This window comes from Streptomyces sp. NPDC096079, assembly GCF_040303145.1.
Taxonomy (GTDB): domain Bacteria; phylum Actinomycetota; class Actinomycetes; order Streptomycetales; family Streptomycetaceae; genus Streptomyces.
The window spans coordinates 339,903-361,200 of the sequence record NZ_JBEOST010000002.1 but is presented as its reverse complement, the minus strand read 5'-3'; the positions used below and the strand labels follow the sequence as shown (position 1 = coordinate 361,200).

17 protein-coding genes are annotated in these 21,298 nt (G+C 70.3%); 2 read left to right on the top strand and 15 right to left on the bottom strand.

Annotation, left to right across the window (positions count from 1 at the left end):
* Window positions 1-25: 25 nt before the first annotated feature.
* The 9 genes from ABTY59_RS05545 to folC all read right to left on the bottom strand — a co-directional run bounded on the left by ABTY59_RS05545 (window position 26) and on the right by folC (window position 10,342).
* On the bottom strand, window positions 26-1,540 hold the full coding sequence (locus tag ABTY59_RS05545; RefSeq protein ID WP_352017599.1) for a CYTH and CHAD domain-containing protein: 1,515 nt from the start codon (window positions 1,538-1,540) through the stop codon (window positions 26-28).
* Window positions 1,541-1,559: 19 nt separating this feature from the next.
* The gene (gene rodA, locus ABTY59_RS05540) at window positions 1,560-2,759 is read right to left on the bottom strand and encodes a rod shape-determining protein RodA (protein WP_352017598.1); all 1,200 of its coding nucleotides are present in this window, start codon (window positions 2,757-2,759) and stop codon (window positions 1,560-1,562) included.
* 4 nt (window positions 2,760-2,763) lie between these two features.
* Window positions 2,764-5,007, bottom strand: coding sequence for a penicillin-binding protein 2 (gene mrdA, locus ABTY59_RS05535; RefSeq protein ID WP_352017597.1), 2,244 nt, complete (start codon window positions 5,005-5,007; stop codon window positions 2,764-2,766).
* 19 nt (window positions 5,008-5,026) lie between these two features.
* Window positions 5,027-5,695 (bottom strand): rod shape-determining protein MreD, encoded by a 669-nt coding sequence (mreD, locus tag ABTY59_RS05530; protein ID WP_352017596.1) that lies wholly within the window; start codon window positions 5,693-5,695, stop codon window positions 5,027-5,029.
* Window positions 5,692-6,708 (bottom strand): rod shape-determining protein MreC, encoded by a 1,017-nt coding sequence (gene mreC, locus ABTY59_RS05525; protein WP_352017595.1) that lies wholly within the window; start codon window positions 6,706-6,708, stop codon window positions 5,692-5,694. The genes mreD and mreC overlap by 4 nt, the downstream gene beginning before the upstream one ends.
* Window positions 6,709-6,770: 62 nt before the next feature.
* Entirely contained in the window at window positions 6,771-7,790 is a 1,020-nt protein-coding gene (locus ABTY59_RS05520) for a rod shape-determining protein (RefSeq protein ID WP_017239313.1), read from the bottom strand.
* A gap of 211 nt (window positions 7,791-8,001) precedes the next feature.
* Complete coding sequence (ndk, locus tag ABTY59_RS05515) at window positions 8,002-8,415, bottom strand: nucleoside-diphosphate kinase (RefSeq protein WP_352017594.1); 414 nt, start codon at window positions 8,413-8,415, stop codon at window positions 8,002-8,004.
* A gap of 66 nt (window positions 8,416-8,481) precedes the next feature.
* Complete coding sequence (locus ABTY59_RS05510; protein WP_352017593.1) at window positions 8,482-8,838, bottom strand: DUF4233 domain-containing protein; 357 nt, start codon at window positions 8,836-8,838, stop codon at window positions 8,482-8,484.
* 4 nt (window positions 8,839-8,842) lie between these two features.
* Window positions 8,843-10,342: a bifunctional tetrahydrofolate synthase/dihydrofolate synthase gene (folC, locus tag ABTY59_RS05505; RefSeq protein WP_352017592.1), complete on the bottom strand. Its 1,500-nt coding sequence runs from the start codon at window positions 10,340-10,342 to the stop codon at window positions 8,843-8,845.
* Between the two features lie 100 nt (window positions 10,343-10,442).
* On the opposite strand from folC, the gene ABTY59_RS05500 reads away from it, so the two are divergent.
* Window positions 10,443-11,465: a rod shape-determining protein gene (locus ABTY59_RS05500; protein WP_352017591.1), complete on the top strand. Its 1,023-nt coding sequence runs from the start codon at window positions 10,443-10,445 to the stop codon at window positions 11,463-11,465.
* 108 nt (window positions 11,466-11,573) lie between these two features.
* Here the strand turns inward: ABTY59_RS05500 and ABTY59_RS05495 are convergent, their stop codons facing one another.
* Window positions 11,574-12,713 carry a sensor histidine kinase gene (locus ABTY59_RS05495; protein ID WP_352017590.1) on the bottom strand — a complete coding sequence of 380 codons (1,140 nt, stop codon included), beginning with the start codon at window positions 12,711-12,713 and terminating at the stop codon, window positions 11,574-11,576.
* A gap of 222 nt (window positions 12,714-12,935) precedes the next feature.
* Window positions 12,936-15,557: a valine--tRNA ligase gene (locus ABTY59_RS05490; protein WP_352017589.1), complete on the bottom strand. Its 2,622-nt coding sequence runs from the start codon at window positions 15,555-15,557 to the stop codon at window positions 12,936-12,938.
* Between the two features lie 137 nt (window positions 15,558-15,694).
* Between ABTY59_RS05490 and ABTY59_RS05485 the strand changes: the two genes are divergently transcribed.
* The gene (locus ABTY59_RS05485; protein WP_352017588.1) at window positions 15,695-16,648 is read left to right on the top strand and encodes a hypothetical protein; all 954 of its coding nucleotides are present in this window, start codon (window positions 15,695-15,697) and stop codon (window positions 16,646-16,648) included.
* A gap of 70 nt (window positions 16,649-16,718) precedes the next feature.
* Here ABTY59_RS05485 and clpX read toward each other — a convergent pair whose 3' ends face one another.
* From clpX to tig, 4 genes are all read right to left on the bottom strand, one after another.
* Window positions 16,719-18,002, bottom strand: coding sequence for an ATP-dependent Clp protease ATP-binding subunit ClpX (gene clpX, locus ABTY59_RS05480; protein WP_015033605.1), 1,284 nt, complete (start codon window positions 18,000-18,002; stop codon window positions 16,719-16,721).
* Between the two features lie 174 nt (window positions 18,003-18,176).
* Window positions 18,177-18,839, bottom strand: coding sequence for an ATP-dependent Clp protease proteolytic subunit (locus ABTY59_RS05475; RefSeq protein ID WP_352017587.1), 663 nt, complete (start codon window positions 18,837-18,839; stop codon window positions 18,177-18,179).
* A 65-nt stretch (window positions 18,840-18,904) separates the two neighbouring features.
* On the bottom strand, window positions 18,905-19,522 hold the full coding sequence (locus ABTY59_RS05470) for an ATP-dependent Clp protease proteolytic subunit (RefSeq protein ID WP_352017586.1): 618 nt from the start codon (window positions 19,520-19,522) through the stop codon (window positions 18,905-18,907).
* A 241-nt stretch (window positions 19,523-19,763) separates the two neighbouring features.
* Entirely contained in the window at window positions 19,764-21,152 is a 1,389-nt protein-coding gene (tig, locus tag ABTY59_RS05465; RefSeq protein WP_352017585.1) for a trigger factor, read from the bottom strand.
* Between the last annotated feature and the right edge of the window lie 146 nt (window positions 21,153-21,298).

Below are 21,298 nucleotides of genomic sequence, written 5' to 3'. Positions count from 1 at the left end.
GCGACTCTCAAGCGTACCCCGGTGCTCAGCGGGTCAGAGCCGCCCGCAGTCCGGGGGCGGAGGCGCGCGCCCAGACCTCGGGCAGCTCGCGCTCGGCCGCCTCGGCCGCGGCCTCCTCGCGTCCGTACAGAAGTCCCCAGGTGAAAGCCGATTCGCCGACCCCGTGGGCCATGATCCCGAATTCGCGGAGGGCGGCGCGGGCGACGACGGAGTCCTGGTGTTCACCGAGGAGCGACTGGAGGGCCTTGACGCGCTTCGAGAGGCGCTTGGCGGGCTTTCCGAGGGTGGGGCGGGCGGCGTCGGCGGCGTAGCGGGCGCGTTTGGCGGCCTTGCGGGCCTCGTGGAGGGCGAGGTCGCGCTCGTGCCCGGGGTCGAGGGCGAGGGCGCGCTCGACCCGGCCGCCGAGCCGGTCGTGGTCCTTGCGCACGGCCCGGGCGAGGACGGGGCCCGCGTCGCGGCGGGCCGCCTTGCGCAGCGGCGGGTCGGCGAGGAGCGCCGCGAGGGCGTCGAGGAGGGCGAGGTGGCGGTCGGAGTCGAGGGCGGCGAGGGCCTGGTGCCGGGCGTTCCTGGCGAGCGCGGCGTCCCGGTGCCGCAGCCGGGCCTGGACGGGGCCGAGGGTGAGCTCGGGCGGCAGGTCCGCGATCCGGCCGCGCAGCCGTGCGTCGAGGACCTCCTGGTCGCGGGCGACGCCGAGTTCGCCGGCGAGCCATTTCAGTTCGTCGCCGATCGGGTCGGTGATCTTCCGGTCGAGGACGCGGCGGTACGTCTTGAAGGCGCTGCGCAGCCGGCGGCAGGCGACGCGGAGCTGGTGCACGGAGTCCGGCAGGTCGCGCCGCACGGCGGGGTCGAGCGCGATGATCGCGTCGGTCTGTTCCCGCGCGTAGGCGAGGACGGCGGCCGCGGCGGTGCCGGGTTTCCCGGGGGTGGCGGGCGGTTCGGGTTCCGCGCCGGTGTCGGCGAGGGCCCTGGCGAGTTTGGAGGGGGACGCGGAGGGCGTGATGCCGGCCTTCCGCAGGCGCTTCTCGACGGCGTCGAGGAGGGCCGGGGCGGTGTCGTCGGCGAGTTCGACCTCGATCTCGGTCCAGGAGGCCTCGGCTCCCCCGGGCAGCCGTCGGGCGTGGACGGTGTCGACGGAGAGTTCGGCGAGGAGGCCGCCGTCGGCGTCGAGGAGGTGGCGGACGTCGCGGGCGGAGCGGAGGTGGACGGCGGGGACGACCTCGGTGTCGCGGACGCGGGAGCGCAGGAGCGCGGCCAGCTCGCCCGGCAGGGTGTCGCCGAGCGGGGCCCTGATCTCGTCGCGGATCCCGGCGGCGACGGGGAACTTGACGTGCCAGCCGCTGTCGCCGCCGCCGGTGCGGCGGCGCAGGGTCACCCCGTCGGCGGCGAGACGCAGGTCGGGGGTGTCGTAGTAGACGGCGTCGAGTTCCATGACGCCCCGGTCCACGACGTCGGACACCCCGGGCACCCGGGTGAGGTCCGGCAGGGCCGTCCCTCCGGTGGCTTCGTACTTCCGCTCGATCTCGCGCTTCGTCTCCGCCATGCCTCGAATCTAGCCGCCGTCAGGCCGTCATGGGCCGCTGGACGCGGATCGACTGGAGCAGTCCGATGGCCACCCACACGGCGAACATCGACGAGCCGCCGTACGAGACGAAGGGCAGCGGCAGGCCGGCGACGGGCATGATGCCGAGCGTCATGCCGATGTTCTCGAAGGACTGGAAGGCGAACCAGGCGATGATCCCGGCCGCGACGATCGTGCCGTAGAGCTCGGTGGTCTCGCGGGCGATCCGGCAGGCGCGCCAGAGGATGACGCCGAGGAGGACGAGGATCAGGCCGGCGCCGACGAAGCCGAGCTCCTCGCCCGCGACGGTGAACACGAAGTCGGTCTGCTGTTCGGGCACGAACTGGCCGGTGGTCTGCGAGCCCTTGAAGAGGCCCGCGCCGAGGAGGCCTCCGGAGCCGATCGCGATGCGGGCCTGGTTGGTGTTGTAGCCGACGCCGGCGGGGTCGAGGTCGGGGTTGGCGAAGGCCGCGAAGCGGTTGATCTGGTACTCGTCGAGCATGCCGAGCGCGGTGACGAGGACCGCGCCGAGGACGCCCGCGCCGATGAGGCCGAGGACCCAGCGGTTGGAGGCGCCGGAGGCGAGGAGCACGCCGAGGACGATGACGGCCATGACCATGACCGAGCCGAGGTCGGGCATCAGCATGACGATGCCCATGGGCAGGGCGGCCAGGGCGAGGGCCTTGGCGACGGTGCGGTGGTCGGGGTGGAGCTGGTCCCCGGCGTCGACCTTGGCGGCGAGGAGCATCGCCATGATCAGGATGATCGTGATCTTCACGAACTCGCTGGGCTGGAGTGAGAAGCCGCCGCCGATGACGATCCACGCGTGGGCGCCGTTGATGGTGGCGCCGAGCGGGGTGAGGACGGCGAGGATCAGCAGGATCGAGAGGCCGTAGAGGACCGGCACCGCGCCGCGCAGGGTGCGGTGGCCGAGCCAGATCGTGCCGATCATCAGGGCGAGCCCGATGCCGGTGTTGAGCATGTGCCGGAAGAGGAAGTAGTACGGGTCGCCGTTGTTCAGCTCGGTGCGGCCGCGGGTGGCGGACCAGACGAGCAGGGCGCCGAGGCCGGAGAGCGCGAGCGCCGACAGGAGTATGGGCCAGTCGAGCCTGCGGAGCACCGAGTCGCGGGCGGTCAGCTTGGCGAGGGTGCCGCGCTCGGGTGCGTACCGGGAGACGGAGAAGCCATGGGGAGTGGTCATCCGGTCAGAGCCTCCCTCGGGTGGCGGGCGGGCCCGCGAGCTGCTGGTCGTCGTCGTCCGGCTTCCCCGGGGGCGTGGTGGGGTCGGCCGGCGGCTGGGTGCCGTCGGACTTCGGCGCGGTCTCGTCGACCTTCTGCTCCTCCGGGTCGTACGGCTTGACCCTCGGCGCGTCGATCGAGCCGTCGGCCTCGATCTTCGGCAGGGCCTTCTGCGGCTGCGGCAGCAGGGCCCGCTTGAGGTCCTGGTTGCCGGCGTCGTCGAGTCCGTAGAGCGCGTCGTAGATGTTGCGCACGGCGGGGCCGGAGGCGCCGGAGCCGGTACCACCCTGGGAGATCGTCATGACGATCGCGTAGTCCTTGGTGTACGTGGCGAACCAGGAGGTCGTCTGCTTGCCGTAGACCTCGGCGGTACCCGTCTTGGCGTGCATCGGGATCTTGTCCTGCGGCCAGCCGCCGAATCGCCAGGCGGCGGTACCGCGGGTCGCGACTCCCGCGAGGGCTTCGTCTATCAAGTTGCGGGTGTCGGCGTCGAAGGGCAGCCGGCCGTGCGACCTGGGCGCGATCTCGTTCACCTTCTTGCCGTCGGGGCTGATGACGGCCTTGCCGACGGTGGGGTTCCACAGGGTGCCGCCGTTGGAGATGGCGGCGTAGATGGTGGCCATCTGGATGGGGGTGACCAGGGTGTCGCCCTGTCCGATGGAGTAGTTGACGGAGTCACCGGCGCGCATCAGGTTGCCCTCCAGACAGTTCTCGTACGAGAGCTGCTGGACGTAGGTGCCGCCCTTCTTGCCGTACTTGCACCACCAGTCCTTGTTGTCCTCCCAGAACTTCTGCTTCCACTGGCGGTCGGGGACGCGGCCGGTGACCTCGTTGGGGAGGTCGATGCCGGTCTCGGCGCCGAGGCCGAACTGGTGGGCGGTCTTGTAGAACCAGTCGCCCGGGTTCTTCTTCGGCTTCATCCCCCCGTCCCTCTGCCACTGCTGGTGGGCGAGGGCGTAGAAGACGGTGTCGCAGGAGACCTCAAGGGCGCGGCCGAGGCTGATGGGGCCGTGGTTCTGCGATTCGAAGTTCTTGAAGACCTGGTTGCCGATGGAGTACGAACTGGTGCACGGGTAGCGGCCGTCGAAGTCGTAGCCCGCGTTGACGGCGGCGGTGGTCGAGATGACCTTGAAGATCGAGCCGGGCGCGGCCTGGCCCTGGATGGCCCGGTTGAGGAGCGGGAAGTTGGAGTTCTTGCCGGTGAGGGCGGCGTAGTCCTTGGCGGAGATGCCGCCGACCCAGGCGTTGGGGTCGTAGTCGGGCTGGGAGGCCATGGCGACGATGCGGCCGGTCTTGGCCTCCATGACCACGACGGCGCCGGCGTCGGCCTTGTAGTTCTCGCTGGTGTTCTTGTCGTACGTCTTGCGGGCCTCCACCATCGCGTTGTGCAGCTCCCATTCGGCGACCGCCTGCACGCGGGCGTCGATGGAGGTGACGACGTTGGAGCCGGGCACGGCGGGGTCGGCCTTGGCCTGGCCGATGACGCGACCGAGGTTGTCGACCTCGTAGCGGGTGACGCCGGCCTTGCCGCGCAGTTCCTTGTCGTAGGTGCGCTCCAGGCCGGAGCGGCCGACCTGGTCGGAGCGGAGGAACGGCGAGTCCGAGTCCTTGGCCTTCTCGATCTCGGCGTCGGTGACGGGCGAGAGGTAGCCGAGGACCTGGGAGGTGCGGGACTTGCCGGGGGCCGGGTAGCGGCGGACGGCGGTGGGCTCGGCGGTGATGCCGGGGAAGTCCTCGGCGCGCTCGCGGATCTGCAGGGCCTGCTGGGTGGTGGCCTCGTCGGTGACGGGGATCGGCTGGTAGGGCGAACCGTTCCAGCAGGGCTTGGGCGTCTTGGAGTCGCAGAGCCGGATCTTGTTGATGACGTCCTGCGGCTTCATGTCGAGGACGCCGGCGAGCCGGGTGAGCACGGCCTGGCCGTCGTCCTTCATCTTCATCAGCTCGGTGCGGGACGCGGAGACCACCAGCCGGGTCTCGTTGTCGGCGAGCGGCACGCCGCGGGCGTCCAGGAGCGAGCCGCGGACGGCCGGCTGCACGACCTGCTGGACGTGGTTGTTCTTCGCCTCGTCCGTGTACTCCTTGCCGTTGCGGATCTGGAGGTACCAGAGCCGGCCCCCCAGGGTGAGGAGCAGGGAGAAGACGAGGATCTGGATGACGACGAGCCGGATCTGGACCCGTGGGGTCCGCCCGGTCTCGGGGATGTTGCTCATGCTGCCGGTGCCCCCTCGGTCACAGTCGCTTGACTCCCTTGATGCGTCCGGCGCGTGAGGCGCGGCTCCGCGCGGCCTTCACGCGCAGGCCGCCGCGCTGGGCGCCGATCCTGAGGCCGGTGCCGGAGGAGAGCCAGCCGGAGGCCACGTCGGCGCCGTTGCCGCCGCCGGCGTCGGCCAGCGGGTCGTTCTCCGCGCGGCGGGCCAGCGCCATGATGAGCGGCACGGTGAAGGGCGCGAGGAGCAGGTCGTACAGGGCCGCCGTGAACAGCAGGAAGCCGAGGCCGACATGGCGTGCCGCGGTGTCCCCGACGAGGGCGCCGACGCCCGCGTAGAGGAGCGTGGAGCCGACGGCCGCGGCGACGACGACGGCCATGGGGCCGCTCGCCGAGGTCAGCCGGCCGTTGTCGGGCTTGGCGAGGCCGACGAGGTAGCCGATGACGCAGAGCACGAGGGCGTAGCGGCCGGCGGCGTGGTCGGCGGGCGGGGCCAGGTCGGCGAGGAGGCCGGCGGTGAACCCGATGAGGGAGCCGCTGACCGGTCCGTAGACGAGGGCCAGGCCGACGACCGTCAGGAGGACGAGGTCGGGGACGGCGCCGGGGAGCTGGAGGCGGGCGAGGACGGAGACCTGGACGACCAGCGCCACCACGATCAGGGTGGCGGAGAGGAGGATGCGGTTGAACTTCACGGTGTCACGCCCCCCTGGTCCTGCTGCTGGTCCTGCTGCTGGTTCCGGTCCTGTGCCGTCTGGTCCTGATTCTGACCCTGCTCCCTCTCGTTCGCCTGCTGTCCGTCCGGTGGCGGCGGCGTCACCGTGACGGTGACGGTCGGCGCGGGCTTGGGCTTCTGCGGAAGGACCATGTCGCGGGGGTCGGAGCGCGGGGCCTGGACGACGACGCCGACGATGTCGAGCTTGCTGAAGCCGACGTACGGGCGGACGTAGATGTTGCGGGTCAGGCCGCCGCCCGCCGGGTCGACGCGGACGACCTCGCCGACCGGGACACCGGGCACGAACGGCTTGTCGGCGCGGGAGCCGAAGGTGACGAGCCGGTCGCCGGGCTTGACCTTGGCCTTGCCGTTGAGCAGCTGGACCAGGAGGGGGCTGTCCCCCTGGCCGGTGGCGAAGCCGAGCTCGTCGCTCTTCTCCATGCGGGTGCCGACGGTGAAGTCCGGGTCGTTGGCGAGGAGGACCGTGGAGGTGGAGGGGCCGACGGTGGTGACGCGGCCGACGAGACCGGAGCCGTTGAGCACGGTCATGTCCCGCTTGATGCCGTCGCGGGCGCCGATGTCGATCGTGACGGTCCAGGAGAAGCCCTGGGCCGCTCCTATGGCGATGACCTGGGCGCCCTTGATGCCGTACTGCCCGGCGCCGGCCGTCTTGAGCATGGCGTCGAGCTCGCGCAGCCGGTTGCGGTTGCGGTCGTCGCTGCCGAGCCTCGCCTTGAGTTCGGCGTTCTCCTTCTCCAGGGCGGCGATGCGGGTGTGCCGCTCGCCGGAGTCCCGTACCGCGCCTATGGCGTTGCCGACGGGGTCGACGGCGGCCGCCACACCGTTCTCGACGGGCCCGAAGACCGCCGCTGCGGCCTGCCGGGCACCGTCGACGGGTGACTCCTGACCGCCGCGGATGTCCACCGTGATCAGTGCGAACGCGATGGCGATCAGCAGCACCAGGAGCAGCCGGCTCTCTCGTGTGTCCCTCACGTGCGGCGGCCGTGCCTTTCCTCGGGGTTCGGTTGTTCGGCTGTTCGGTTGAACGGGCGTCGCTAGCGGCGCGGCTGGGCGTCCAGGACCTGCTGGAGGGCCTCGAACTCCTCCACGCACTTGCCGGAGCCGAGCGCCACCGAGTCCAGCGGGTCCTCGGCGATGTGGATCGGCATGCCGGTCTCGCGCCGGAGGCGCTCGTCGAGGCCGCGGAGCAGGGCGCCGCCACCCGTGAGAACGATGCCGCGGTCCATGACGTCACCGGAGAGCTCGGGCGGGCACTTGTCCAGGGTGGTCTTCACCGCGTCGACGATCGCGTTGACCGGTTCCTCGATGGCCTTGCGGACCTCGGCGGCGGAGATGACCACGGTCTTGGGGAGGCCGGAGACGAGGTCGCGGCCGCGGATCTCGGTGTGCTCGTCCTTGTCGAGGTCGTACGCGGAGCCGATGGTGATCTTGATCTGCTCGGCGGTGCGCTCACCGAGGAGGAGCGAGTACTCCTTCTTGATGTGCTGGATGATCGCGTTGTCCAGCTCGTCGCCGGCGACCCGGATGGACTGTGCCGTGACGATTCCGCCGAGGGAGATGACGGCGACCTCGGTGGTGCCGCCGCCGATGTCGACCACCATGTTGCCGGTGGCCTCGTGGACCGGGAGGCCCGAGCCGATGGCCGCCGCCATGGGCTCCTCGATGATGTGCACCTGGCGGGCGCCGGCCTGGGTCGACGCCTCGATCACGGCGCGGCGCTCGACTCCGGTGATGCCGGAGGGCACGCAGACGACGACCCGGGGGCGGGCCAGGTAGCGGCGCTTGTGGATCTTGAGGATGAAGTAGCGGAGCATCCGCTCGGTGATCTCGAAGTCGGCGATCACACCGTCCTTGAGCGGGCGCACGGCGACGATGTTGCCGGGGGTCCGGCCGATCATCTTCTTCGCCTCGGCGCCGACCGCGAGGATGCCCCCGGTGTTGGTGTTGATGGCGACGACTGACGGCTCGTTCAGAACGATGCCTCGACCCCTGACGTACACCAGCGTGTTGGCGGTCCCGAGGTCGACAGCCATGTCACGGCCGATGAACGACATTGAGTTCCCCTTGATTTCCCATGGCTGAGAGTGGTGCGGCGTGGAGTTTTCCATCGTAGTGCCGCCCGCGCGAATGGCGCGCGTTGGTCCACCTCAGTACTGGTGACGGCAGGACGCGGCGATCCGTTCCCGGGATTGGCGTTCATATGCCTGGGGGCGACCGAAATTCCTTCGGTCGCCCCACAGGGTGATGCGTTTGGCTGACGTCGCGTCAGACGAGACCCGGGAAGAAGATCTTCAGCTCGCGCGCCGCGGACTCCTCCGAGTCCGAGGCGTGGATCAGGTTCTCCCGGACGATGGTGCCGAAATCGCCCCGGATGGAGCCCGGCGCGGCGGCGATCGGGTCGGTCGGGCCGGCGAGCGTGCGCAGGCCCTCGATGACCCGCTCGCCGTCGACGACGAGCGCGACGACCGGGCCGGACTGCATGAAGCCCATGAGCGGCTCGTAGAAGGGCTTGCCCTTGTGCTCGCCGTAGTGCTGCTCCAGCGTGTCCTGGTCCAGCTCGCGCAGCTCCAGGGCCGCGATGGTCCAGCCGGCCTTGCGCTCGATGCGTCCGATGATCTCGCCGATCAGACCACGGCGGACGGCGTCGGGCTTGAGCAGGACGAGCGATCGCTGGCTCACGGGGGAACTCCTTCGGAAAAACGGTGTGCGGGACCTCCGAGGCTACAGGGCCCGCACGTCCCGCGATTACGCAGCGTCAGGCCCTGCCGAGGCCTGTGCGGCGGCCCAGCGGGCCTTGGTCTCGTCGATCCGCCGCCCGTAGTGCACCGAGGCCCACCAGAGACCGGCGAAGACCGCGCCCAGGAAGAACATGGTGGGGACGAAGAAGCCGCTGAGGATCAGTCCGACCTGGAGCGCCCAGCCGAGCTGCACCCCGCCGGGCCGGGTGATCATCCCGCACAGCAGCACCGAGAAGACCATGGCCACGCCGCAGACCCACCAGACGGTGGACGTCGTGAGGCCGTCGTCCTTCATGGCGACGAGCCCGGCGAAGCCGATCACGAAGAACTCGCCGATGAGCGTCGAGGAACAGAGCACACGCATCGGATCAGCCCCTCCGCAGCAGCAGCCGGGCGTCGCCGACCGTGAAGATCGAACCGGTGACGAGGACGCCCGCGCCGCCGTACTCGCCCTCTTCCTCGGCGAGGGTGATGGCCGCCTCGATGGCGTCGTCGAGCCGCGGCTCGACGACGACCCGGTCCTCGCCGAAGACCTCGACCGCGAGCGCGGCGAGCGCGTCCACGTCGGTGGCCCGCGGGTTGGAGTTCGCGGTGATCACGACCTCCGCGAGGATCGGCTCGAAGGCCTCCAGGAGACCCTTGGCGTCCTTGTCGCCGCTCGTGGAGACCACGCCGATGAGCCGGGAGAAGCCGAAGGCCTCGCTGACGCCCTCCGCGGTCGCCCGCGCGCCGTGCGGGTTGTGCGCGGCGTCCAGGATGACGGTCGGCGAGGAGCGGACGATCTCCAGCCGTCCGGGCGAGGCCACCTGGGCGAAGGCCCGGCGGACGGTGTCGACGTCCAGGGTCCTGGCGTGCTCGGCGCCGATCCCGAAGAAGGCCTCGACCGCGGCGAGCGCCACCGCGGCGTTGTGCGCCTGGTAGGCGCCGTGCAGCGGCAGGTAGACGTTGTCGTACTCGCCGCCGAGGCCGCGCAGGGTGAGGAGCTGGCCGCCGACGGCGACCTCGCGGGCGACGATGCCGAACTCCATGCCCTCGCGGGCCACGGTGGCGTCCGTCTCGACGGCCTTCTTCAGCAGGACCTGGGCCGCGTCGACCGGCTGCTGGGCCAGGATGACGGTCGCGCCCTGCTTGATGATCCCGGACTTCTCCGTCGCGATCTCGGCGGTGGTCCCGCCGAGCCGGTCGGTGTGGTCGAGGTCGATGGGGGTGACGACGGCGACGGAGGCGTCGATGACGTTCGTCGCGTCCCAGGTGCCGCCCATGCCGACCTCGACGACGGCCGCGTCGACCGGGGCGTCCGCGAAGGCCGCGTACGCCATGCCGGTGAGGACCTCGAAGAAGGAGAGCCGGTACTCCTCGCGGGCGTCGACCATCTCCACGTACGGCTTGACGTCCTGGTACGTCTCGATGAACCGCTCGGCGGAGATCGGGGCGCCGTCCAGGCTGATCCGCTCGGTGATGGTCTGCACGTGCGGCGAGGTGTAGCGCCCGGTGCGCAGCTCGAAGGCGCCGAGCAGGGCCTCGATCATGCGGGCCGTCGACGTCTTGCCGTTGGTGCCGGTGATGTGGATCGAGGGGTACGAGCGCTGCGGCTCGCCGAGGACGTCCATCAGCGCCGCGATGCGGGTGACCGAGGGCTCCAGCTTGGTCTCGCCCCAGCGGGTGGACAGCTCCGTCTCGACCTCGCGCAGCGCCTTGTCCAGCTCGGGGTCCTCGGGGCGGCTGGGCACGGGGTCGCCCTGGGGCGGGCCGCCCTGCGTGCGCAGCGTACGGCTGCCGGCCTCGATCACCGCGAGGTCGGGGTCTCGGTCTGTCTCGGCGTCGACGATGTCGTCGAACTGGTCATTTGGGTCGCTCGGCTCGCTCACGGGCCCAGTCTACGGAGCGGTACCGACAGGACCATGGACCCACCCCTTTCGGGACTTTCGGTCCACCGTCCGCCGGACCGGCCCGGCAAACTTGGCGATCATGGACATAGGGATCGACCTCGGCACGGCCAACACCCTCCTCTACGCCCGCGGCCAGGGCATCGTGCTCAACGAACCGTCCGTGGTGGCGGTCCAGGAGGGCTCCCGGCAGGCCCTCGCGGTCGGCACGGAGGCGAAGGAGACCATCGGCCGCACGCCCGGCTCGATCACCGCGATCCGCCCCTTGAGGGACGGCGTGATCAGCGACTACGAGGCGGCCGAGGAGATGATCCGGCACTTCGTGCGCAAGGCCGTCCCGGGCCGCCGGCGGCCCCGCACCCGGATGGTGGTGTGCGTGCCGAGCGGGGTGACCCAGGTCGAGCGGCGGGCCATCGTGCACGCCTCCCTCTCGGCGGGGGCGCGGGCGGTCCATCTGATCGAGGAGCCGATGGCGGCGGCGATCGGCGCGGGGCTGCCGGTCTCCTCCGCGCGCGGGTCGATGGTCGTCGACATCGGCGGCGGTACGACCGAGGTGGCGGTGATCTCGCTCGGCGGGATCGTCACGGCCCAGTCGCTGCGGGTGGGCGGCGACCGGCTCGACGCGGCGATCACCGACTACGTCCGCAAGCGGCACTCGCTGTACGTCGGCGAGCGGACGGCGGAGGACGTGAAGGTCGCGATCGGCTCGGCCTGGCCGGTGCCGGGCGGCGAGGACTTCGAGCGGCGCACGTTCACCGTCCGGGGGCGGGAGAAGGTCAGCGGGCTGCCGCGGACGGTGGAGCTGACGGTTCCGGAGGTGCGGGAGGCGCTCGACGAGCCGGTGGAGGCGATCATCGCGGCGGTGCGGGTGACCCTGGAGGAGTGCCCGCCGGAGCTGTCCGGCGACGTGATGGAGCACGGCATCGTGCTGACCGGCGGCGGGGCGCTGCTGTCGGGCCTCGATCTGCGGATGGCCTCGGCGACCGGCATCCCGGTCTTCGTCGCGGACGAGCCGCTGGACTGCGTGGCGCTGGGCTCGGGGCGGTGCGTGGAGGACTTCGAGGGTCTGCAGCGGGTGCTGGGGAAGGCGGAGACGGTGCGTTAGGGATGTCCCGGACGGGCCCTGGCCGGTCGGTTCCCCAGGCCGTCAGTTCCCGGGCCCGTCGGTTCCCGGGCCCGTCAATTCCCCGGGCCCGTCGGTTCCCCGGGCCCGTCAGTTCCCCAGGCCCGTCGGGAGCAGTGCCGTCACCCGGTAGGCGCCGCCGTCCCGGCGGGCCTCCAGGGTGCCGCCCATGCTGGTGACCCGCTCCTCCATGGAGAACAGGCCGGTGCCGGTCGAGACCGGCGCCGGGTCCGGCGGGCTCTTGGGCAGCGGGTTCCGCACCTCGATCCGCAGGTCGGGGCCCTCGACCGTGATCGCGACGGTCACGGGCAGGCCCGGGGCGTGCTTGGCGGCGTTCGTCAGGCACTCCCGGACGACCCGGTGGACGGCGGCCTGTCGGAGCGGGGACAACGCCTTGGCCTCCTGGGCGACGGTCAGGTCGACGGGGCCGCCCATCCGCTCGCTCTCCTCCGCGAGCGCGGCGAGCCCTTCGAGGCCGGGGGTGGCGGCGTCCCGGTCGGCGCGGCGCACGATCGTCTCGTTGAGCATGAGGTGGGCGCGCCGGGCGGTGTCCGCGAGTTCCTCGAAGTCCTTCTGGTGGGCCTCGCCCCTGGCCCGTACGGCGAGGACCTCGGCCCGCACCGCGAGGACGGTGAGCTCGCGGCCGACCAGGTCGTGGACGTCCCGGCCGACGGAGATCCGCTCCTCCTGCACGGCCTGCCGGGCGGCGGCCTCGCGGCGCTGGGCCTCCAGGGCGCGCACGAGGTCCTGGCGGTACGCGGCGATGCCGACGCCCGCCGCGAGGACGCCGATCGGGACGACCAGGCTCAGGAAGTCGCTCAGGGTGTCGCCGTGCTTCGCGGGCCAGCCGGGCGTCAGGAAGAGGCCGTACGCCACGGCGACGTACAGCAGGGTCGCGACGGTCGCGGCGCGGCGCCCCCGGAAGCGGCCGATCGAGTACAGCGCGAACTGGATCATGGTCAGCTCGTGCAGCCAGCCCATCAGGCCGAGCGCGACCGCGTACGGCAGCCAGGGCAGCCGTCGGCGCAGCACCAGCGTGGCCGCCCCGGCCGCGAGGACCAGGGTGGCGGTGACCCCGGTGAGGGAGTTGTCGGCGCGGGCGAGCCCCGGCACGTCCAGGACCATCAGGCCGAAGGCGCTGATCGCGGCGACGACGTCGAGGGCGCGGGGCGAGGCGGCCCACCGGTCCACGCAACGGCGGAGCGCGGGGACGGTGGGGAGGCGGGGCATGCCCTCCATCATCCCGGGTCTTTCGTCCCGGCGCCGTGGACCTGAAGTCCCGTCTGATGTGACATCGGGCACTTCGTCCCGATTCCTGTCTGACGCGGAGGCGTGCACGGAGCATCCCCGGCGCGGCGGTCCCTCGCGGCCGCCGTCGAGGACGTCACCCGGCAGCGGGTACGGGAAGGGGCCCGGAACCTGTACCGGTTCCGGGCCCCTTCCTCGTGCCGTCTAGGCCTGCGGCAGGGCCGCCAGCTGGCTCTGGATGCGGGCGATGTCCTCGTCCGCCTTGGCCAGCCGGCCCTTGATCTTGTCCACGACGTTGTCGGGGGCCTTGGCCAGGAAGGCCTCGTTCCCGAGCTTGGCCTCGGCCTGCGCCTTCTCCTTCTCAGCCGCCGCGAGGTCCTTCGCGAGGCGCTTGCGCTCGGCGGCGACGTCGATGGTGCCCGAGAGGTCGAGCCCGACGGTGGCCCCGGCGACCGGCAGGGTCGCGGTGGCCGCGAAGCCCTCGCCCTCCGGCTGGAGACGCAGGATCTGGCGGATCGCCGCCTCGTGCGCGACGAGCGGGGTGCCGTCGAGCGTGAGACGGGCGGGCACCTTCTGGGCGTCCTGGAGGCCCTGCTCCTTGCGGAAGCGGCGGACCTCGGTGACGACCCGCTGGACGAGCTCGATCTCCTTCTCCGCGGCGTCGTCGCGGAAGCCGGAGTCCTTGGGCCAGTCGGCGATCACGAGGGACTCGCCGCCGGTGAGCGTCGTCCACAGGGTGTCGGTGACGAACGGCACGATCGGGTGCAGCAGCCGCAGCATGACGTCCAGGACTTCGCCGAGGACCCGGCCGGAGACCTTGGCGCCCTCGCCGCCCGCGAAGAACGTGGTCTTCGACAGCTCGACATACCAGGCGAAGACCTCGTCCCACGCGAAGTGGTAGAGGGAGTCGGCGAGCTTGGCGAACTGGTAGTCGTCGTAGTAGGCGTCCACCTCGGCGACGACGCTGTTCAGCCGGGACAGGATCCAGCGGTCGGTCGCCGACATCGCGGAGGCGTCCGGCAGCGGGCCCTCGATCGTGGCGCCGTTCATCATCGCGAAGCGGGTGGCGTTCCAGATCTTGTTGGCGAAGTTCCGGGACGCCTGGACCCAGTCCTCGCCGATCGGGACGTCGACACCGGGGTTGGCGCCCTTGGCCAGGGTGAAGCGCAGGGCGTCGGAGCCGTACTTGTCCATCCAGTCCAGCGGGTTGACCGTGTTCCCGAACGACTTCGACATCTTCTTGCCGAACTCGTCGCGGACCATGCCGTGGAACGCGATCGTGTGGAACGGCGGCTGGCCGTCCATCGCGTACAGACCGAACATCATCATCCGGGCGACCCAGAAGAACATGAGGTCGTAGCCGGTGACCAGGACGGAGTTCGGGTAGAACTTCTCCAGGTCCGGGGTCTGCTCCGGCCATCCCATCGTGGAGAACGGCCACAGGCCCGACGAGAACCACGTGTCGAGGACGTCGGTGTCCTGGGTCCAGCCCTCGCCCGTGGGCGCCTCGTCGTCGGGACCGACGCAGACCAGCTCGCCGTTCGGGCCGTGCCAGACCGGGATGCGGTGGCCCCACCACAGCTGGCGCGAGATGCACCAGTCGTTGAGGTTGTCGACCCAGTCGAAGTAGCGCTGCGACATGTCGGCCGGGTGGATGTTGACCCGACCGTCACGGACCGCGTCACCGGCGGCCTTGGCCAGCGTTTCGACCTTGACCCACCACTGCATCGACAGGCGCGGTTCCAGCGTCGTCTTGCAGCGCGAACAGTGGCCCACGGAGTGGACGTACGGACGCTTCTCGGCGACGATCCGGCCCTCGGCACGCAGGGCGGCGACGATCGCGGAGCGGGCCTCGAAGCGGTCCAGGCCCTGGAAGGGGCCGTGGACGGTGATGACACCGCGCTCGTCGAGGACCTCGATGGACTCCAGGTCGTGACGCTGCCCGATGGCGAAGTCGTTCGGGTCGTGCGCCGGCGTCACCTTGACGGCGCCGGTGCCGAACTCGGGGTCGACGTGCGTGTCGGCGACGACCGGAATCGTACGGTCCGTCAGCGGCAGCTTGATCTGCTTGCCGATCAGGTGGGCGTAGCGCTCGTCGTCCGGGTGGACGGCGACGGCGGTGTCGCCGAGCATCGTCTCGGCGCGGGTCGTGGCGACGACGATGGTGTGCTCACCCTCGCCGTACTGCATGGAGACGAGCTCGCCGTCGTCCTCCTGGTAGTCCACCTCGATGTCCGAGATGGCCGTGAGGCAGCGCGGGCACCAGTTGATGATGCGCTCGGCGCGGTAGATCAGCTCGTCGTCGTAGAGCTTCTTGAAGATGGTCTGGACGGCACGGGAAAGGCCCTCGTCCATGGTGAAGCGGTCCCGGCTCCACGCCAGGCCCTCGCCGAGGCGGCGCATCTGGCCGGCGATCTGGCCACCGGACTCGGCCTTCCACTCCCAGACGCGCTCGACGAAGGCTTCGCGGCCCAGATCGTGGCGGGACTTGCCCTCCTTGGCGAGCTCGCGCTCGACGACGTTCTGGGTGGCGATGCCCGCGTGGTCCATGCCCGGCTGCCACAGCGTCTCGAAGCCCTGCATGCGCTTGCGGCGGGTGAGGGCGTCGATCAGCGTGTGCTCGAAGGCGTGGCCCAGGTGGAGCGAGCCGGTGACGTTCGGCGGCGGGATGACGATGGTGTACGCCGGCTTCTCGCTCTTCGCGTCCGCCTCGAAGTAGCCCCGCTCTACCCAGCGCTCGTACAGCGGCCCCTCTACCTCGGCCGGCGCGTAGGTGGTCGGCAGTTCGGTGGTGGGCGCTGTCTGCTGCTGAGTGTTCTCGGTCACGGGCCCAGTTTAGGGGTGTCCCGGTCGTGTCCTGAAACGCTTTGGTTCGGTAACGGTGTGGCCCCCGCCGCACTCCCCGGTCCGCCGTTCCGCCAGGATGTTCGGAGGCATAAACATCCTGTGAGGGGAACCTGTCGATGAGCTACAACCAGCCGGGCCCGTACGGCGGCCAGCAGCCCGGTCCCTACGGCCAGCCGGGCCCGTACGGCCAGCAGCCGCAGCAGCCGGGCCCGTACGGCCAGCCGCAGGCTCCGCAGCCGGGTTACGGATACCCCCAGCAGGCCCCGCAGGGCGTCCCGCCGCAGCAGCCGCCCTACGGCTACCCGCAGCAGCCGCCGCAGCCCGGCCCCTACGGCCAGCAGCCGCAGTACGGCGCGCCGCAGGGCCCCGGCGGCTACGTGCCCCACCCGCCGGCCCCGAAGAAGTCCAAGGCCGGCTGGATCATCGCCGCGGTCGCGGTGGTCGCGGCGATCGGCGTCGGCGCGTACTTCGTGATCGGCGGTGGCGGCGGCGCGTCGGTCGCGGACGACGGCCCCCACAAGCTGATCACGCCGGAGACGGTGCTCGGCGAGTACAAGAAGGACGCCAAGGAGAAGGACTCCGACGGGAAGAAGTTCCTGGAGGAGGCGGAGAAGACCGGGGTCAAGAACGCCACCCAGGTCGACGCGGGCTACAAGGTCGAGAACAAGGCCAACCCGCTGGGCGGCAAGGCCCTTTCCTTCAGCGGCCTCTACGGCGAGATCGACGACCCCGAGCAGGTCGTCGACGCGCTCTTCGCCACCATCAAGACGGAGGCCGAGAAGGACAAGGGCAAGGGCGACGAGCCGCAGCTCGTCGGCAGCCCCAAGGAGTACACGCCGGCGGACCTCGACGGTGCGGTGCTCAAGTGCCAGGAGGCCAAGTCGGAGGCCGACGCCTCCGCCGGCACCCCCGCGATGTCCATGACGATGTGCGCCTGGGCCGACCACAGCACGGTGGGCTTCGTCGTCCCGATCGACGTGGCCTCGATGCTGGCGGGCAAGGGCGGCTCCGGCGAGGACGCCGCCGCCATCACCGCCAAGTTCCGCAAGGAGATCCGCGTCAAGGCCTGATCACCGGCCCGCACACGAGGGAAGGGGCGCCCCGCCGGTCGGCGGGGCGCCCCTTCCATGTCGCTGCGGCTCAGGCCGACTTCTCGTGCCTGCCGTCGTTCTTCACGATCCGCGGGACCAGCGTCGGGTTGACGTTGTTGCGGACGACGTCGGCCGTGATGACCACGCGGGCCACGTCCTTGCGGGACGGGACCTCGTACATGACCGACTGGAGGACCTCCTCCATGATGGCGCGCAGGCCACGCGCGCCGGTGCCGCGGAGGATCGCCTGGTCGGCGATGGCCTCCAGGGCCGGGCGGTCGAAGTCCAGCTCCACGCCGTCGAGTTCGAAGAGGCGCTGGTACTGCTTCACCAGCGCGTTGCGCGGCTCGACCAGGATCTGGAGGAGCGCCTCGCGGTCCAGGTTGTGGACGGAGGTGAGGACGGGGAGACGGCCGATGAACTCGGGGATCATCCCGAACTTCACCAGGTCCTCCGGCATGACCTCCTGGAACTGGTCGCTCGCCTCGATCTCGCGCTTGGAGCGGATGGTCGCCCCGAAGCCGATGCCCTTGGCGCCCGCCCGCGACTCGATGATCTTCTCCAGGCCGGCGAAGGCGCCGCCCACGATGAAGAGCACGTTCGTCGTGTCGATCTGGATGAACTCCTGGTGCGGGTGCTTCCGGCCGCCCTGGGGCGGGACGGAGGCGGTCGTGCCTTCCAGGATCTTCAGGAGGGCCTGCTGCACGCCCTCGCCGGAGACGTCACGCGTGATCGACGGGTTTTCGCTCTTACGGGCGACCTTGTCGATCTCGTCGATGTAGATGATCCCTGTCTCGGCCTTCTTGACGTCGTAGTCGGCCGCCTGGATCAGCTTGAGCAGGATGTTCTCGACGTCCTCGCCGACGTAGCCGGCCTCCGTCAGCGCCGTCGCGTCGGCGATGGCGAACGGGACGTTGAGCATGCGGGCCAGGGTCTGCGCGAGCAGCGTCTTGCCCGAGCCCGTGGGGCCGAGCAGCAGAATGTTGGACTTCGCCAGTTCGATGGCGTCGTCACGGCCCTGCGCGCCGCCGTTCTCGCCGGCCTGGACGCGCTTGTAGTGGTTGTACACCGCGACCGAGAGGGCCTTCTTCGCGGGCTCCTGCCCGACGACGTACCCCTCGAGGAACTCGTAGATCTCGCGGGGCTTGGGGAGTTCCTCCCAGCGCACCTCGCTCGTCTCCGCGAGTTCTTCCTCGATGATCTCGTTGCAGAGGTCGATGCACTCGTCGCAGATGTACACACCGGGTCCCGCGATGAGCTTCTTCACCTGCTTCTGGCTCTTTCCGCAGAACGAGCACTTGAGCAGATCGCCGCCATCACCGATGCGTGCCACGAGGTGCTTCCCCTTCGCCTGGGAGCGCTTGGTTCAGCGACTCCTGGTGCCTCATATTCGACGGTACCTTGCCGGGCCCCCCGTTCGGGCCCCCCTTGGCACGGTTCACATGGTCGCGATTCGGCCACACGGGCCGTCAGGGCCACGCGGACCGTGCCAGGGGAAGGTCGGGCGTCAGCGCTCGGCGGAGGCCGTGCTCTTACGGGTCGAGACGATCTGGTCGACGAGCCCGTACGCCAGGGCGTCCTCGGCCGTCAGGATCTTGTCGCGCTCGATGTCGTCGCGGATCTTCTCGATCGGCGTCGAGGAGTGCTTGGCCAGCATCTCCTCCAGCTGGCTGCGCATCCGCAGGATCTCGTTGGCCGCGATCTCCAGGTCGGAGAGCTGCTCACGGCCGGTGCCGCCGGAGGGCTGGTGGATCAGCACACGCGCGTTCGGCAGGGCCATCCGCTTGCCGGGGGTGCCGGCGGCGAGCAGCACGGCCGCGGCGGAGGCCGCCTGGCCCATGCAGACCGTCTGGATGTCGGGCTTCACGAACTGCATCGTGTCGTAGATCGCCGTGAGGGCGGTGAAGGAGCCGCCCGGGCTGTTGATGTAGATCGAGATGTCGCGGTCCGGGTCCATCGACTCCAGGCACAGGAGCTGCGCCATGACGTCGTTGGCGGAGGCGTCGTCGATCTGCACGCCGAGGAAGATCACGCGCTCCTCGAAGAGCTTCGCGTACGGGTCGTACTCGCGGACGCCCTGCGAGGTGCGCTCGACGAAGCGGGGCACGACGTAGCGGTTGTCCATCGGCGCGCCGGTGTAGAGGCCGCTCGGAGAGAGGTTGTTCTGCATCTGGGTGTTCACCGTCCTGGTGGCGTTCGGCGGAGGTCTTGGGCTCTTCGGCGGGCGGCCGGCGCTCAGGCGCCCGTGCCGCCGCCGCCCGGAACACCCGCGGCGTGCGTGATGATGTCGTCGATGAGGCCGTACTCCTTGGCCTCCTCCGCGGTGAACCAGCGGTCGCGGTCGCCGTCGCGGATGATCGCCTCGACGGTCTGGCCCGAGTGGTGCGCGGTGATCTCGGCCATGCGCTTCTTCGTGCGCAGGAGGTACTCGGCCTGGATCTTGATGTCGGAGGCGGTGCCGCCGATGCCGGCGGAGCCCTGGTGCATCAGGATGTCGGTGTTCGGCAGCGCGAAGCGCTTGCCGGGGGTGCCGGCGGTGAGCAGGAACTGGCCCATGGAGGCCGCCATGCCCATACCGATCGTGACGACGTCGTTCGGGATGAACTGCATGGTGTCGTAGACCGCCATGCCGGCCGTCACCGAGCCGCCGGGGCTGTTGATGTACAGGAAGATGTCCTTCTCCGGCTCGGCGGCCAGGAGGAGCATCTGGGCGGTGATCTTGTTGGCGATCTCGTCGTCGACCTGCTGGCCGAGGAAGACGATGCGCTCGCCGAGCAGCCGGTTGTAGACATGGTCGCCGAGGCCGCCACCGATGGACGGCTCACCCGCGGCGTAAGGCTTCAGATTCGTCACGTATCCACCTGCTCGTCTCCGACGGCCCCAAGCCGTCTCAGCGTCTTGTTCTGAGGGCAGTGCCCTCGTATTCATGGACCCTAACGCGCAGGTCGGACAACGCCATCCCGGTTCCCGAACTGTTCGCTGGGAGCGCAAGGTAGTTGGGGGGCGTGTAAGCGGGTCCCGGTACGTCCACGGGCCCGTACGCACAGCAGTGCGCACGGGCCCGTGGAGCGGGGTCCGCCGGGGGCGGGGGCCCTTACTTGTCCTCGGAGACCTCGGCCTCGCCGGTGACGGCCTCGACGGCCTCGGCGGCGGCCTCGACGACCTCGTCCTCGTCGTCCGAGAGGTCGACGACCTCGCCGTTGCTGTCGACGACCTTGGCGGCCTCGACGACGACCGCGAGGGCCTTGCCGCGGGCGACCTCGCCGACGAGCATCGGGACCTGGCCCTGCTGGGCCACGGCCTGGGCGAACTGGTCGGGGCTCATGCCGGAGGAGGCGGCACGGCGGAACAGGTGCTCGGTGAGCTCCTCGCGGGAGACGTCGAGCTTCTCCTTGTTGACGAGCTCATCGAGGATGAACTGCGTCTTGATGCCCTTCTCGGCCTGCTCCTTGGTCTCGGCCAGGAACTCCTCCTCGGTCTTGCCCTGGATCTCCAGGTACTTCGCGAGGTCGAGGCCCATCTGGCCGAGCTGGTGGTGCTCCAGGTTGTGCTTGCGGGTGTTGATCTCGTCCTCGAGAAGCTTCTCGGGCATCGGGACCTCGACCAGCTTGAGGAGCTCGTCGAGGACGCGCTCCTGGGCCTGGGTGGCCTGGTCGAACTGCTTCATGTTCTCGAGGCGCTTGCGGCTGTCGGCCTTGAGCTCGTCGAGGGTGTCGAACTCCGACGCCATCTGCGCGAACTCGTCGTCGAGCTCGGGGAGCTCACGGGCGGCGACGGTGGTGACCTTGACGGTGACCTCCGCGTCCTTGCCCTCGGCGGAGCCGCCCTTCAGCTGCGAGGTGAAGGTGGCCTCGCCGCCGGCCTCCAGGCCCTTGACGGCCTCGTCGATGCCGTCGAGCAGCTCGCCGGAGCCGATGGTGTACGAGACGTCGCTGGCGACACCGTCGGGCAGGACCTCGCCGTCGACCTTGGCCTCGAGGTCGATGGTGACGACGTCGCCGTCCTGGGCGGCGCGCTCGACCGGGGAGGTCGACGCGAAGCGCTCGCGGAGCTGCTCCACGGACTTCTCGATGTCCTCGTCGGTGACCTCGACGGCGTCGACGGTGACCTCGATGCCCGAGTAGTCCGGGATCTCGATCGCCGGACGGATGTCGACCTCGGCGGTGAAGGCCAGCAGCTCGCCGTCCTTCAGCTCCGTGATGTCGACCTCGGGCTGACCCAGCGGGTTGACCTCGGCCTCGTTGACGGCCTCGGTGTAGAACTTCGGGAGCGCGTCGTTGACGGCCTCCTCCAGCACGGCGCCGCGGCCGAACCGCTGGTCGATCACGCGAGCCGGGATCTTGCCCTTGCGGAAGCCCTTGACCGTGACCTGCTGGTTGATCTTCTTGTACGCCGCGTCGAGGCTGTCCTTGAGCTCCTCGAAGGGCACCTCGACAGTGAGCCGAACCCGGGTCGGGTTCAGGGTCTCCACGGCGCTCTTCACGGTTCGGTCTCCTTGGTGGCTGATTCCTGGAATCCACCGGGCCGCGTGCAGCGGTTCCGGCGGGTCGGCCCGGTCAGAAAGACACACGGGCACGCAGCTTGCATAGTAACCGCTAGCGGGATGACGCCCACAACGTGATCAAGGAG

What these genes read in the sequence shown, in the direction of transcription:
- ABTY59_RS05500 (WP_352017591.1), top strand. Translation starts at nt 10,443, where the DNA reads ATGGACATAGGGATCGACCTCGGCACGGCCAACACCCTCCTCTACGCC.
- ABTY59_RS05510 (WP_352017593.1), bottom strand. Translation starts at nt 8,838, where the DNA reads ATGCGTGTGCTCTGTTCCTCGACGCTCATCGGCGAGTTCTTCGTGATC.
- ABTY59_RS05485 (WP_352017588.1), top strand. Translation starts at nt 15,695, where the DNA reads ATGAGCTACAACCAGCCGGGCCCGTACGGCGGCCAGCAGCCCGGTCCC.
- ABTY59_RS05545 (WP_352017599.1), bottom strand. Translation starts at nt 1,540, where the DNA reads ATGGCGGAGACGAAGCGCGAGATCGAGCGGAAGTACGAAGCCACCGGA.
- ABTY59_RS05520 (WP_017239313.1), bottom strand. Translation starts at nt 7,790, where the DNA reads ATGTCGTTCATCGGCCGTGACATGGCTGTCGACCTCGGGACCGCCAAC.
- rodA (WP_352017598.1), bottom strand. Translation starts at nt 2,759, where the DNA reads ATGACCACTCCCCATGGCTTCTCCGTCTCCCGGTACGCACCCGAGCGC.
- ABTY59_RS05495 (WP_352017590.1), bottom strand. Translation starts at nt 12,713, where the DNA reads ATGCCCCGCCTCCCCACCGTCCCCGCGCTCCGCCGTTGCGTGGACCGG.
- ABTY59_RS05475 (WP_352017587.1), bottom strand. Translation starts at nt 18,839, where the DNA reads ATGCAGAACAACCTCTCTCCGAGCGGCCTCTACACCGGCGCGCCGATG.
- mrdA (WP_352017597.1), bottom strand. Translation starts at nt 5,007, where the DNA reads ATGAGCAACATCCCCGAGACCGGGCGGACCCCACGGGTCCAGATCCGG.